The organism is Polaromonas sp. CG_9.7, from assembly GCF_015752205.1.
Classification (GTDB): domain Bacteria; phylum Pseudomonadota; class Gammaproteobacteria; order Burkholderiales; family Burkholderiaceae_C; genus Polaromonas.
The window spans coordinates 306357-319006 of sequence record NZ_JADOVG010000002.1 but is presented as its reverse complement, the minus strand read 5'-3'; the positions used below and the strand labels follow the sequence as shown (position 1 = coordinate 319006).

Sequence of the window (12650 nt, the reverse complement as noted above, 5' to 3'; positions counted from 1 at the left end):
GCAGTCAGAGGCTTGGCGAGGGCGTCACGCAATCTTGAATCGGGACACCGACTGACGAAGCTCTTCGGCCATGAGGGAAAGATCTCGCACCTGCAGCGCTGTAGAACGGGTACCTTCCCCGGTCTGCTCCGTCACGATGAAAATATGCTGGATGTTATCGGCCACTACATTGGCCGAAGCCGCTTCCCTGGAGGCAGAATTGGAAATCTGCTCGATCAGTTCGGCCAAGTGACGCGATACTTGGTCAATCTCGGTCAATGCCGTACCGGCGTTATCGGAAAGCTTGGCGCCTTCAACCACACCCTGAGTCGAGCGCTCCATGGCGGCTACCGCATCCTGAGTATCAGTTTGAATCGCCTTGACCAGCGCCGAAATCTGCCGGGTTGCATCGGCGGACCGCTCGGCCAGACGCTGAACCTCCTCAGCCACCACCGAGAAGCCCCGGCCAGCCTCGCCCGCCGAAGCCGCCTGAATAGCTGCATTGAGCGCCAACACGTTGGTCTGCTCGGTAATGTCTGAAATCAGTTCGGTGATTTCACCAATTTCCTGGGACGATTCGCCCAAACGCTTGATGCGCTTGGAGGTTTCCTGGATCTGGTCACGGATGGAATTCATGCCGCCAATGGCGTTTTGCACTGCCTCCAGACCGGACTCGGCAGCTGTCAGCGACTGTCGAGCCACCAATGATGATTCTTGAGCCTGTATGGACACCTCGTTGATCCGGGTTGCCATGTCAAGTACCGACTGTCCAGTTTCACGAATCTCGCGCAACTGCTGGGTAGAAGCGGCCAACAGTTCCGTGGAAGTGTTTTCCACCTTCGCAGTCGTTTGCGCTACCCTGGTCGCCGTATCCTGCACATTGCCAACCAACTGACGCAACTCCTCCACGGTGTAGTTGACCGAGTCGGCAATGGCGCCGGTGATGTCTTCGGTCACAGTGGCTTCCTGGGTCAGGTCACCTTCTGCCACATTCTGCAATTCATTCATGAGGCGCAAAATAGCGGCTTGGTTGGCATCGTTGACTCGCTTGGCATCCTGCTCCTGGCTCTTGGCATCCTGCCGCTGGCCTTCGGCCACAGCCTGGCGCTTCTGGCTGTCAATCACCTGCAAGCGAGCAAGACCCGCTGCGCACAGCAGGGAAACAAAAGCGGCAGCAACCAGAGTCGCCAGCGCCCCGATGCCCAGACCTGTCTGAGAAGATAGCTTTTCCTGCAAATCCTCAAGATCACGGCGCAAGGGTTCGCTGTCGGCAATGATGGAAACTTGCGCTTGACGGGCTGACACCAAACCTTGGAGATTGCCCAGAATGGCACCTGCCTGAACCCGTGTTTTTTCGTATAGTGCGATCAGCGCTTCCAGGCGTTCGCGCGTCTGTGCGTCCCTTGATACGCCCAGCCGCAATTCAGGGCTGCCATCAAGCAGGCCCTGGGCAATTTCCTTAAAGGAATTCAGGTCTTTGCCGAGCAGAAATACCGCCTCGGGATTGACGCCTTCGATGGTCAGGAACTCATTGGCAGACTTGCCAATCCGCTGGGTCAGCATCACCAGTTGGCCGGAGGCTGAAATCTCTGTCGGCGCGGCGTTTTGCTGAAGCTTGAGGGAAGAAACAGTTTCAGCAATTTCGAGCAGATCGGAGGACTGCCGGTTAATGGCGCGCAGGGCCTTGCCCACTTGAAGCAACGTGTCTTTTTGGCCCATCACGATGTTTGCATTTTGCCCGGCGCGCTCGACCAGCGGCGCGACCTTTGCCACTTCGGGCTGCAATGCGTTACTCACCGCTGACAAACGCAGAGTGTCATCACCCAACTTCATTCCGGTCACGGTCTTGCTGAGAACATCGGCGCTTTCACGCACATCTGGAAAGGCCGTGGCGCTTCCAATCAGTGCCTGCGAGGCCGATTTGGCGAGTCGCTGCGACTGCATGAGCGCCTGTCCAGTGGCCGCTAATTGCTGTGCAACTCGGTCGGATTTGCTGAGTGCCAAAAATGTGACCGTAGCCAATACGGCGACAGAGAGCCCGAGTGCCACGACCAGTATCTTCTGGTGCTCCCCAATTGGCCGCACACCCAGCACGGGAAGGCTAAGAAGTTCAGTGCTCATCAGTGCGCTGTCCTCCTCCATGGACATGACACTGGGTGAAAAAATACTCTCATGCGCATGGCCTGCGCCAGCTTGTCCGAATGCCCTCGTGCTACCTGGAACAGACTCATCCGTCATGCTTAAAGTGCTTGCACTGCCGTCAGGTTGGTCTGGCTTGGTTTTAAACAGCTTCTGGATATATTCGAGAACAGACATAAAAAAGCCTTCAAAAAAACGGGTGAAGCGGATGCCAAGGTGCACTAAGCGGCAATTGTCAAGAAATCAATTTGCTGGGCGAGCTGTTGCAAGTTGATTTCCTGCCAGTTCGCGCCATTGCGGTCGAGGTACTGGTTTCCAAAAAAAACTCCGGCATCGGGCTTTGGCGCCGAATAATCGATAAAGTCTTCCTGTTTGCGCAAGCCTGCCAGTTTGTTGACCAGCAAGACGCAATTGACGTCAAGGGCACTGTTGAGCGAAACAAGACGTGACTCGGTGCGCGCAAGTTCGCTTCGTTTACCCGATCCCGGGCCATCGACAAAACCTGCCAGATCCACCACACCGTAAAGACCGCCGCGCAAACCGGCCACACCCAAAAACCAGGGCTGCGTATACGAAACCGGCTGGACTCCGGACCAGGGAAAGATTTCTCCTGACTGATCCAGCGGGAAAAGGTATTTTTTTTCAGCGGCCTCGACGGCCAGCCAGGAGGGTGCGATACCCTGAGTTTTGGCAAGCTGCAATCGCTCTGCCAAACGCGCTTGCAACTCCTTGAGAGCTTGTCTGTTTGCCATGGTGTGGACTTATGCCAAGGTTCAGCCGAGAGACTTGATTTTGGCCAGAAGTTCGCGTGCATTGACCGGCTTGGTGATGTAGTCACGCGCACCTTGACGCAAGCCCCAGACCCGATCGGTTTCCTGGTTTTTGCTAGTGCAAAGCATAATGGGAATGTCCGCATACAAGGGGTCACGCGCAATGGCTCGGGTCAGCTGAAAACCGTTTTGTCCCGGCATGACTACATCCATAAGAATCAATTCCGGCTTTTCCTCGGCAAGTCGCCGAAAAGCGTCTTCTGCATTTTCCGCCGTCCTGACGGTAAAGCCATTTTTCACCAGCAAATCGGTCAAAAACATCAGTTCGGTTTTCGAGTCGTCCACCACCAGCACTTTATTGATTGACATTAGATTTGCCTTTGTTTTGAAGAACTCAAAGACTGGACGGTTTGCAACAGCTGGTCTTTGGTGAAGGGCTTGGTCAGGTAATCCTGCGAGCCCGCCATGCGTCCACGCGCCTTGTCAAATACGCCATCCTTGGAAGACAGCATCACGATGGGGACGCTCGAAAATTTGGCATTGCGCTTGATAATTGCGCAGGTTTGGTAGCCATCCAGGCGCGGCATGAGAATGTCGCAAAAAATGAGGTCGGGCTGGAAGTCGTTGATCTTGGACAAGGCGTCAAAGCCATCTTCCGAAAGCAACACCTCATGGCCGCCCTGCTTCAAAAAGATTTCGGCACTGCGCCTGATCGTATTGCTGTCGTCGATGACCAATACCTTGAGTCCGGAACTAGAAATGCTCACTGTGCTACTCCTGTTATAAAGCCGCCGAAGCAGTTTGATTCACCGTGGTCATATTTTCAGCAAGCAGGCACCTGAACCTAAATCTGGACCATTTCAAAATCTTCCTTGCGTGCCCCGCATTCAGGACAGGTCCAGTTCATGGGAACCTGGCTCCATGGCGTGCCTGCGGCAACGCCATGCTCGGGCGCGCCCAGCGCCTCGTCGTAAATCCATCCACAAATCAAACACATCCAGGTCATTGATTGAGTCACAGCTTAAATTGCCTTCAAATAGAATGCAACAATTGTATCTAGACGGCGTTACTAATTTGTGCAGAAGGCAAAATCAAAGCCTATGGCAAACCCCCACACACCTGAACTGGAAAACCCGCAACTCCAGATTGAGGACAGCGATTCGTCCCCAGCGTGCGTCATGACGTTCAATGCCAATGACCCGAGCGGGGCAGGCGGCCTCACGGCGGACATTACAGCCATCACCTCGGCAGGCGCCCATCCGCTGTCTGTCGTGACGGGCACTTACCTGCGCGACACGGCAGAAATTTTCGACCATTTGGCGTTTGACGACGAGTCAGTCACCGAGCAAGCACGTGCGGTGCTGGAAGACATGACGGTGGCGGCCATCAAGGTCGGTTTTGTCGGCAGTCCCGAGAATATCAGCACAATTGCAGAAATTGCCTCCGACTACTCCGAAGTACCGCTGGTGGCTTACATGCCCAGCCTGTCCTGGTGGGAGGAAAGTGAGATCGACAGCTACCTTGATGCCTTTCGTGAACTGATGCTGCCGCAAGTTACCCTGCTGATTGGGAACCACAGCACGCTCTGGCGCTGGCTGCTGCCTGACTGGTCCACCGAGCGCAATCCGACAGCCCGCGACATTGCCAAGGCGGCTGCCGCTCTGGGCGTTCCGTATACGTTGGTAACCGGCATTCCTTTGCCCGACCAGTTCATCGACAACGTGCTCGCCACGCCGCAAGCCGTGCTCTACAGCGAGAGGTTCGAGCGCTTCGAGGCGGTTTTTGAAGGGGCTGGCGAAACGCTGTCGGCGGCCCTGTGCGCTCTGCTGGCCAACGGCCACGACCTTCAGGCCGCCACGTCCGAAGCACTGACTTACCTGGACCACAGCCTGGATGCCGGATTTCACCCCGGCATGGGCCATATCATTCCGGACCGGTTGTTCTGGGCGCAGGCCGAGTCCGAGGAAGATCCAGACGACGAAACAGCCGATGCCGCTGGCACTGACGATGCCGGCCTGACTTCCAATCCACTTCTAGAATTCCCTCCCAATGGATCAACCAAACACTAAGCCCGCCATGCCCAGAACAACATTCCGCAGTGCAGCACTGTTCGAGCGCGCCCAGAAACTGATTCCGGGCGGTGTCAACTCGCCAGTACGGGCATTCAAGGCTGTGGGCGGCACACCGCGTTTCGTGCAGCGGGCGAAGGGCGCCCACTTCTGGGACGCCGACGGGCAGCGTTACATTGACTACATTGGCTCTTGGGGGCCAATGATTTTGGGCCATGGCCATCCCGCCGTGCTGGAAGCCGTGCAAAAAGCCGTGCTGGACGGTTTTTCGTATGGCGCGCCGACCGAACGCGAAGTCGAGATGGCCGAGGAAATCGTCAAGCTGGTGCCGTCCATCGAAATGGTGCGATTGGTCAGCTCCGGCACTGAGGCAACAATGAGCGTGATCCGGCTGGCGCGTGGTGCCACCGGTCGCAACAAGATCGTCAAGTTCGAGGGTTGCTACCACGGCCACTCCGACGCGTTGCTGGTCAAGGCCGGGTCGGGACTGGCAACCTTTGGCAGCCCGACCAGCGCGGGTGTTCCGGCCGAGGTGGTCAAGGACACCTTGGTGCTGGAATACAACCACATCGCCCAGCTCGAAGAGGCTTTTTCACTGCATGGCCGGGAGATTGCCTGCCTGATGATCGAGCCGATTGCTGGCAACATGAACTTTGTGCGCGCCAGCGTGGCCTTCATCAAACGTTGCCGCGAACTCTGCACACAATACGATGCGCTGCTGGTTTTCGATGAGGTAATGACCGGTTTCCGCGTTGCGTTGGGCGGCGCACAAAGCGTTTATGCGCAAAGCATTCCCGGCTTCCAGCCGGATCTGACTGCGCTGGGCAAGGTGATTGGTGGCGGTATGCCAATGGCAGCCTTTGGCGGAAAGCGCGCGGTGATGGCGCATTTGGCGCCTCTGGGCGGCGTCTACCAGGCCGGCACGCTGTCGGGCAACCCGATTGCCACAGCCTGCGGCCTGGCCACGCTGCGCGAAATCCAGAAACCGGGTTTTTACGACGCACTGGGGGTGCGCACGCGCAGCCTGGTGACCGGCCTGACGGATGCAGCACACCAGGCCGGCGTGCCTTTTTGTGGCGACAGCGAAGGCGGCATGTTCGGTTTTTTCCTGCTGGGCACACTGCCGCAAAACTATCCGCAGGTCATGAAGACCGACGGCCTGGCTTTCAACCGCTTTTTTCACGCCATGCTGGACAGCGGGGTGTACTTCGCGCCAGCACTCTTCGAAGCCGGATTTGTCAGCGCCGCACACACGGCCGAGGACATCGAAGCCACCGTCGCAGCAGCCAGCAACTTCTTTAAGGCATCCGCAGTCTAATCAACCAAGCCAGCCAGGCTGCCTATGGCAGAGACGGCTGCGACAACACCCAACCCGCCAGTGCCACAGCGTCGGCTTCGCTCACCCGTGTTTGGCGCGGCATGACGACGCGTCCCCAGGTGCCGACACTGCCATTGCGAATTTTGGCAGCCAGCCGGGTTGCTGCCTGCGCATCGCCCTGATAACGCGCGGAAATTTGCGCAAACCCAGGCCCGACCTGTTTGCGCACCAGGCCATGACAAGTCATGCACCCGTAGTCGCTGGCCAGCGCCTGCGGCGGCGTTAAAGGCTGTGCAGAAGTTTGCGCCACAACCGTCAGGCTGTTGCCCAGCAACAAGGCAACTGCCGTCAAACGCAGACACAACAGCCCTGGGGGGCATGGCCGCCCGAACCGTCCCGCAAAGCGCAAAACGGGTTGCATACGCTCAATGCCTGAAATGACGCACGCCGCTCAGCACCATGACCACGCCGCGCTCGTCGGCGGCATCAATCACTTCCTGGTCACGCATCGAGCCACCGGGCTGGATCACGCATGTCGCGCCTGCATCGACCACCACATCGAGTCCATCGCGGAACGGGAAAAAAGCGTCGCTGGCCACCGCCGTGCCCTTGAGCGACAGGCAGGCATGCTCTGCCTTGATGCTGGCAATGCGGGCTGAATCCAGGCGGCTCATCTGGCCGGCACCGACACCCATCGTCATGCCGCCGGCGCAGAACACGATGGCGTTGGACTTGACGTACTTGGCGACGGTCCAGGCGAACAGCAAATCCTGCAACTGCTCAGGCGTGGGCTGCAGCTTGCTGACGACCTTCAGGTCGGACAGCGCCAGCTCGTGGTTGTCGGCGGTTTGCATCAGGAGGCCCGAGCCGACGCGCTTGATGTCGATCAGGTTGCGGCCCTGCTCCCAGGCGGTCGCACCGCCGGGCGGCAGGTCGATCTGCAAGATCCGCACGTTGACCTTGGTCTTGAACACTTCCAGCGCCTCGGGCGTGAAGCCAGGGGCCATCAGTACTTCAACGAACTGCTTCGAAATTTGTAGCGCGGCACGCCCGTCTAGTGTGCGGTTAAGGGCAATAATGCCACCGAACGCCGAAGTCGGGTCGGTTTTGAAGGCTTTGCTGTAGGCTTCCAGCGCATCCACGCCGACGGCCACGCCGCAGGGGTTGGCATGCTTGACGATGACGCAGGCTGACTCGGCAAAGCTCTTGACGCATTCCCAGGCGGCGTCGGCGTCGGCGATGTTGTTGTACGACAGTTCCTTGCCCTGCAACTGTTTGGCCGTCACCAGCGAGCCGGGCGCCGGATGCAGGTCGCGGTACAGCGCGGCCTGCTGGTGCGCGTTTTCGCCGTAGCGCAGGTCCTGCAGCTTGGTGAACTGGCTGTTCGACTGGCCGGCGAACAGCGAGCGCTCGGGCACATAGGCCGGCGACAGCTTGGCGGCGATAAATGTGACCGACGTCAGGTAGTCGCTGATCGCGCCGTCGTACTGGCTGATGCGGTTGAACGCGGCGACCGACAGGGCAAACTTGGTGGCATCCAGCAGCTTGCCATCGGCCTGCAGTTCGGCCAGCACGCCGGCGTATTGCGAGGCGTCGGTCAGCACGCCCACATCTTTCCAGTTCTTGGCCGCCGAGCGCACCATCGCCGGGCCGCCAATGTCGATGTTTTCGATGGCGTCCTCCAGCGTGCAACCGGGCTTGGCCACAGTGGCTTCAAACGGGTAGAGGTTGACCACCAGCAAATCAATGGTGTCAATGCCGTGCGTTTGCAGCGCTGCCATGTGCTCGGGCAGGTCGCGCCGGGCCAGCAGGCCGCCGTGAACTTTCGGGTGCAGCGTCTTGACGCGGCCATCGAGCATTTCCGGAAAACCGGTGTGGTCGGCCACCTCGGTCACGCTCAAGCCCGCATCGGCCAGCAGCTTGGCGGTGCCGCCGGTCGAGAGCAGCTTGATGCCCAGCGCGTGCAGCGCCTGGGCAAATTCAAGGATGCCGGTTTTGTCGGAAACAGAAATCAGGACGTTCATGGGCTTCTTTGTTGAAAATGCAAAAGTGCGGAAAAACCCGCACCTAAAAAAATGGAATGGCGCCGCTGGCTTACTTGATGAGCTTGTGCTCGACCAGCTTCTTGCGCAGCGTGTTGCGGTTCAGCCCCAGCCATTCGGCGGCGCGCGACTGGTTTTGCTCGGCATGCTGCATGACCACTTCCAGCAGCGGCTTTTCAACCACCCGGACCATCATGTCGTACATGCGGTCGGGCGCCGTGCCGCCGAGGTCAGTGAAATAGCCTTCCAGACTGGTGCGCACACATTCCTCCAGATTTATTTTGCTCATAGTGCAGCTTCTTCCTTGTTTTTATCGTTGTTCATCTGTTCATCTGACGAGGAATCATGGCCATGGGAAGCCGCCGGAATGCGGTCCATGTCCGCGCCAAGGCCATCAAAAAATTCGTTCACCGCGTCCAGTTGCGCCTGGCAGTCTTCCAGCCCGTTCATCCGGCCGCGAAACGCCTCGCCGCCCGGCAGGCTTCTGACGTACCAGCCGATGTGCTTGCGCGCCGTGCGCACGCCCGAGTAATCACCGTAGAGCTGGTAATGGTCGAGCAAATGGTCGAGCAGCAGGCGCTTGACGTCGGCAACCAGCGGCGGCGCCAGGTGGCTGCCGGTCGCCAGGAAATGCGTCAGTTCACGAAAAATCCATGGCCGGCCCTGCGCTGCGCGACCCACCATCACTGCATCGGCGCCGGTATAAGCAAGCACGTCGCGCGCTTTTTCAGGGCTGCTGATGTCGCCATTGGCCACTACCGGGATGCGCAGCGCGGCCTTTACCTCGGCGATCGTGTCGTATTCCGCCAGGCCCTTGTAGCCCTGCTCGCGGGTGCGACCGTGCACGGCGATCATCTGCACACCGGCGCTTTCGGCAGCGCGGGCGATCGTCAAGGCATTTTTATGGGTTTGCGCCCAGCCGGTGCGCATCTTCAGCGTGACCGGCACACCATGCGGCGCGCAGGCACCTACCACCGCCTCGATGATCTGCAGCGCCAGGGTTTCGTCCTGCATCAGTGCCGATCCGGCCCATTTGTTGCAGACTTTCTTGGCTGGACAACCCATGTTGATGTCGATGATCTGCGCACCACGGTCCAGGTTGTAGGCGGCAGCGTCGGCCATCATCTGCGCGTCGGTACCGGCAATCTGCACCGCAATCGGGGCGGCTTCCCCGTCATGGTTGGCGCGGCGCGAGGTTTTCAGCGTGTCCCACAAATCACGGCGCGACGTGACCATCTCGCTGACCGCATAACCCGCGCCGAGCTTTTTGCAAAGCTGGCGAAACGGCCGGTCCGTGACGCCGGCCATGGGCGCTACAAACACATTGTTTGCCAAGGCATAGGGACCGATGTTCATGGAGGAAGTGAAAGCCTGGAGTTGCTGAAAAAGGAGGCACGATTGTAACTGCCCAAAATTTCAGCACCTGAAATCCGGGCGGGGAATTTGCAAATCCAGACGCCGGCTTTCAGCGCCTGGCCTGCCTATACTCAGGCCCGTATGGAAACCTGGATACAACACCTGATCGAACTGCTGGCCCTGCCTGAATTCGGGCTGAGCACGGTATTTATCGTCTCTTTCATCTCGGCAACCTTGCTGCCGCTGGGCTCGGAGCCGGTGGTCTTCGGGCTGGTCAAGCTCAACCCGGCAATGTTCTGGCCTGCCGTCCTGGTCGCCACCGCCGGCAACACGCTGGGTGGTGCGCTCGACTGGTGGCTGGGTTTTGGCGCGCACCGGGTGGCCGACAAGTACACGCATTCATCGCACCATGGCCGCGCCGTGCGCTGGCTGGAAAAGCTTGGCCCCAAGGCCTGCCTTCTGGCCTGGCTGCCGGTCGTTGGCGACCCGCTGTGCGCCGTGGCTGGCTGGCTGAAGTTTCCGTTCTGGCCCTGCCTGGCGTACATGGCCATCGGCAAATTCATGCGCTATTTTTTGATGACCGGCAGCCTGATCTGGGCATTTCCCGGCGTGATCGGCGCTTGAACCCGGTTTAAAAGCGCTCGTAGGGCATCAGGTAGCGCCACTGTCCCGGCGGCAGCTGGCTCAGCGGCATGCGGCCGACGCGCAGCCGCTTCATTGCCGTGACCTGCAGCCCGACGCTCTCGCACAGGTAGGCGATCTGGCCGGGCATCTCGCCCTTGAGCGCAAAACGCAGCCGCGCCTCGCTTTGCCAGCTCACCTTGGCCGGCGGCAACAGTGCGCCCTGATAGGTAAAGCCATGGTCGATGCGGTTCAGCCGTTCCAGGCCGCCAGGCTTGATGTCGCCGCTGACCTCGACCACCACTTCGTGCTCCAGCACCCGGGCGTCCTCGCGCAGCTTGCGGGCCACGCGCCAGTCACCGGAAAAAACCACCAGGCCACTGGCCGCCGTGGCCAGCGGCGTGACGAGTTCAGAGCTTGAAAAATGCTTTTTCAACGGCCGAATGCCCGAGCGGTCGGCGGGTGCGTGGTTGCCGACAATCAGCAACTGTGCGGCGGTTTTAACACCGGCATCGCCGCTGGCATGGGCGGCGTCACGCGATTCATAGCCCGCCGGCTTGTGCAGCAGGATCGTCACCGGCGTGAGCGCCAGCAGGCTGGCGTCAGGCGCCAGCACGATGGACTGGTTCTGGACGCGGAATTGGGGCTCTTCCACCACCACGCCGTCTACCGTGACAAAGCCGCCTTCGATGTACTGCTCGGCCTCGCGGCGTGAGCAAGCCAGCATGTCGGCGAGGCGTTTGGCGAGTCGTACCGGTTCGGTCATGGCTGCAGGCGTCCTGGTGTGTCCGGTTGAAATCAAACTAATGCTATCAAATAAATAGCTGCTTATGCCCGTTTATATTGCGCAAACAGCTTATATGGCTTAAAAAATGTAACCACTCAGATCGATTTTCAGATTAAATCGCAATGGCATCAGCCTCTGTCATTTCGGGCCAGACCCGGGGGCCATGGATTGCGGATCAAGTCCGCAATGACCAAAGAGGATACGAAGAGCCTCGATAAAATTGAGTAATCACTGAAAAAAATGAGCAGCGCCGGACTCTTTCCCTTGTCGCCCGCTCCGGCCCGCTCAGGAACTGAACAAAAAGTTCATCACGTCGCCATCCTTGACGACGTATTCCTTGCCTTCGGCGCGCATCTTGCCCGCGTCCTTGGCGCCCTGCTCGCCCTTGAAGGTGATGAAGTCGTCAAAGGCGATGGTCTGGGCACGGATGTAGCCCTTTTCAAAATCGGTGTGAATCACGCCAGCGGCCTGCGGGCCGGTGTCGCCGACATGAATCGTCCAGGCGCGCACCTCTTTCACGCCGGCGGTGAAATAGGTCTGCAGGCCCAGCAGGGTGTAGGCGGCGCGAATCAGGCGGCTCAGTCCCGGCTCGGTCTGGCCGAGTTCTTCGAGGAACATCTGACGGTCTTCATCGCTCATCTCAGCCATTTCGGCTTCCATCTTGGCGCTGATGGCCACCACCGGCGCGTTTTGCGACTGGGCATAGGCCTTCAGGCGGTCCAAAAACGGGTTGTTTTCAAACCCGTCCTCGGCCACGTTGGCTACAAACATCGCGGGCTTGGCGGTGATCAGGAAGAACTGCTGCAAGAGCGGCAGCTCGTCCTTGCTGAAGTCCAGCGTGCGCACCGGCTTGGCTTCGTTCAGCGCGGTCTGGCATTTCTCCAGAATCGCAACCAGCTTGGCCGAATCCTTGTCGCCCGAACGCGCCAGTTTGCCGACGCGGTGCAAGGCTTTTTCGACAGCGGCCAGGTCGGCCAGGCAAAGCTCGGTCTGGATCACCTCGATGTCGTCGATCGGATCGACCTTGCCGGAGACGTGAATCACGTTGTCGTCTTCAAAGCAGCGCACCACGTTGACGATGGCGTCGGTCTCGCGGATGTGCGCCAAAAACTTGTTGCCCAGGCCTTCGCCCGTGCTGGCGCCAGCGACCAGTCCGGCAATGTCGACGAACTCGACAATCGCGCGCTGGACTTTCTGCGGATTCACGATTGCCGACAGCGCATCCAGGCGCGCATCAGGCACTTCAACGATGCCGACATTCGGCTCGATGGTGCAAAAAGGGTAGTTTTCCGCCGCGATGCCGGCTTTGGTCAACGCATTGAACAGGGTGGATTTTCCGACGTTGGGCAAGCCAACGATGCCGCACTTCAAACTCATCAATATTCCTTAGAAATCATTACCCGCCAGGCTCCAGGCGATGCCGTGGAGTGACCCGGCGTGGACCCGCAGAAGATGTCAAGGCTGGGAACAACCCGTCACGGCCCCAGGCTTGCGCCCGCTTTTGTACCGGGTTTTTACCCGGCAAGAACATCGGCGATTGTAATGAGTCGTCCAATCCAGGTTCGCGCG

14 protein-coding genes are annotated in these 12650 nt (G+C 59.1%); 3 read left to right on the top strand and 11 right to left on the bottom strand.

Annotated elements, in window-relative coordinates; genetic code table 11:
* Positions 1–24: 24 nt before the first annotated feature.
* The 5 genes from IWX87_RS03510 to IWX87_RS03490 all read right to left on the bottom strand — a co-directional run bounded on the left by IWX87_RS03510 (position 25) and on the right by IWX87_RS03490 (position 3906).
* Positions 25–2127, bottom strand: coding sequence for a methyl-accepting chemotaxis protein (locus IWX87_RS03510; protein WP_370583753.1), 2103 nt, complete (start codon positions 2125–2127; stop codon positions 25–27).
* Between the two features lie 212 nt (positions 2128–2339).
* Positions 2340–2870, bottom strand: coding sequence for a chemotaxis protein CheW (locus tag IWX87_RS03505; RefSeq protein ID WP_196862124.1), 531 nt, complete (start codon positions 2868–2870; stop codon positions 2340–2342).
* Positions 2871–2891: 21 nt separating this feature from the next.
* Positions 2892–3257, bottom strand: coding sequence for a PleD family two-component system response regulator (locus IWX87_RS03500; RefSeq protein WP_196862123.1), 366 nt, complete (start codon positions 3255–3257; stop codon positions 2892–2894).
* Positions 3257–3655 (bottom strand): PleD family two-component system response regulator, encoded by a 399-nt coding sequence (locus IWX87_RS03495; RefSeq protein ID WP_196862122.1) that lies wholly within the window; start codon positions 3653–3655, stop codon positions 3257–3259. Before IWX87_RS03495 ends, IWX87_RS03500 begins: the two co-directional genes overlap by 1 nt.
* Before the next feature lie 77 nt (positions 3656–3732).
* Positions 3733–3906 carry a rubredoxin gene (locus tag IWX87_RS03490; RefSeq protein WP_280757773.1) on the bottom strand — a complete coding sequence of 58 codons (174 nt, stop codon included), beginning with the start codon at positions 3904–3906 and terminating at the stop codon, positions 3733–3735.
* Between the two features lie 82 nt (positions 3907–3988).
* Between IWX87_RS03490 and IWX87_RS03485 the strand changes: the two genes are divergently transcribed.
* Together IWX87_RS03485 and hemL are read left to right on the top strand one after the other, a co-directional pair.
* On the top strand, positions 3989–4957 hold the full coding sequence (locus IWX87_RS03485) for a bifunctional hydroxymethylpyrimidine kinase/phosphomethylpyrimidine kinase (RefSeq protein WP_196862121.1): 969 nt from the start codon (positions 3989–3991) through the stop codon (positions 4955–4957).
* The gene (gene hemL / locus IWX87_RS03480; RefSeq protein ID WP_196862120.1) at positions 4938–6275 is read left to right on the top strand and encodes a glutamate-1-semialdehyde 2,1-aminomutase; all 1338 of its coding nucleotides are present in this window, start codon (positions 4938–4940) and stop codon (positions 6273–6275) included. Before IWX87_RS03485 ends, hemL begins: the two co-directional genes overlap by 20 nt.
* A 22-nt stretch (positions 6276–6297) precedes the next feature.
* On the opposite strand, the gene IWX87_RS03475 is transcribed toward hemL, so the two are convergent.
* The 4 genes from IWX87_RS03475 to dusB form a co-directional block, all read right to left on the bottom strand.
* Complete coding sequence (locus IWX87_RS03475) at positions 6298–6627, bottom strand: c-type cytochrome (RefSeq protein ID WP_231376515.1); 330 nt, start codon at positions 6625–6627, stop codon at positions 6298–6300.
* Positions 6628–6700: 73 nt separating this feature from the next.
* Positions 6701–8299, bottom strand: a complete 1599-nt coding sequence (purH, locus tag IWX87_RS03470; RefSeq protein WP_196862118.1) for a bifunctional phosphoribosylaminoimidazolecarboxamide formyltransferase/IMP cyclohydrolase — start codon at positions 8297–8299, stop codon at positions 6701–6703.
* A gap of 70 nt (positions 8300–8369) precedes the next feature.
* Positions 8370–8606, bottom strand: a complete 237-nt coding sequence (locus tag IWX87_RS03465) for a helix-turn-helix domain-containing protein (RefSeq protein ID WP_196862117.1) — start codon at positions 8604–8606, stop codon at positions 8370–8372.
* The gene (gene dusB, locus IWX87_RS03460) at positions 8603–9673 is read right to left on the bottom strand and encodes a tRNA dihydrouridine synthase DusB (RefSeq protein ID WP_196862116.1); all 1071 of its coding nucleotides are present in this window, start codon (positions 9671–9673) and stop codon (positions 8603–8605) included. Before dusB ends, IWX87_RS03465 begins: the two co-directional genes overlap by 4 nt.
* A 141-nt stretch (positions 9674–9814) precedes the next feature.
* Here dusB and IWX87_RS03455 point away from each other — a divergent pair, with 141 nt between their 5' ends.
* Positions 9815–10297: a YqaA family protein gene (locus tag IWX87_RS03455; protein ID WP_196862115.1), complete on the top strand. Its 483-nt coding sequence runs from the start codon at positions 9815–9817 to the stop codon at positions 10295–10297.
* A gap of 7 nt (positions 10298–10304) precedes the next feature.
* Here IWX87_RS03455 and IWX87_RS03450 read toward each other — a convergent pair whose 3' ends face one another.
* A complete protein-coding gene (locus tag IWX87_RS03450) occupies positions 10305–11060 on the bottom strand; it encodes an rRNA pseudouridine synthase (RefSeq protein ID WP_196862114.1) in 756 nt (251 codons plus the stop codon).
* 306 nt (positions 11061–11366) lie between these two features.
* On the bottom strand, positions 11367–12458 hold the full coding sequence (ychF, locus tag IWX87_RS03445; RefSeq protein WP_196862113.1) for a redox-regulated ATPase YchF: 1092 nt from the start codon (positions 12456–12458) through the stop codon (positions 11367–11369).
* Positions 12459–12650: the final 192 nt, after the last annotated feature.

Coding starts and splice junctions, on each gene's coding strand:
- IWX87_RS03510 (WP_370583753.1), bottom strand. CDS start 2,127: ATGTCCATGGAGGAGGACAGCGCACTGATGAGCACTGAACTTCTTAGC.
- dusB (WP_196862116.1), bottom strand. CDS start 9,673: ATGAACATCGGTCCCTATGCCTTGGCAAACAATGTGTTTGTAGCGCCC.
- IWX87_RS03465 (WP_196862117.1), bottom strand. CDS start 8,606: ATGAGCAAAATAAATCTGGAGGAATGTGTGCGCACCAGTCTGGAAGGC.
- hemL (WP_196862120.1), top strand. CDS start 4,938: ATGGATCAACCAAACACTAAGCCCGCCATGCCCAGAACAACATTCCGC.
- IWX87_RS03455 (WP_196862115.1), top strand. CDS start 9,815: ATGGAAACCTGGATACAACACCTGATCGAACTGCTGGCCCTGCCTGAA.
- ychF (WP_196862113.1), bottom strand. CDS start 12,458: ATGAGTTTGAAGTGCGGCATCGTTGGCTTGCCCAACGTCGGAAAATCC.
- IWX87_RS03450 (WP_196862114.1), bottom strand. CDS start 11,060: ATGACCGAACCGGTACGACTCGCCAAACGCCTCGCCGACATGCTGGCT.
- IWX87_RS03485 (WP_196862121.1), top strand. CDS start 3,989: ATGGCAAACCCCCACACACCTGAACTGGAAAACCCGCAACTCCAGATT.
- IWX87_RS03500 (WP_196862123.1), bottom strand. CDS start 3,257: ATGTCAATCAATAAAGTGCTGGTGGTGGACGACTCGAAAACCGAACTG.
- purH (WP_196862118.1), bottom strand. CDS start 8,299: ATGAACGTCCTGATTTCTGTTTCCGACAAAACCGGCATCCTTGAATTT.
- IWX87_RS03505 (WP_196862124.1), bottom strand. CDS start 2,870: ATGGCAAACAGACAAGCTCTCAAGGAGTTGCAAGCGCGTTTGGCAGAG.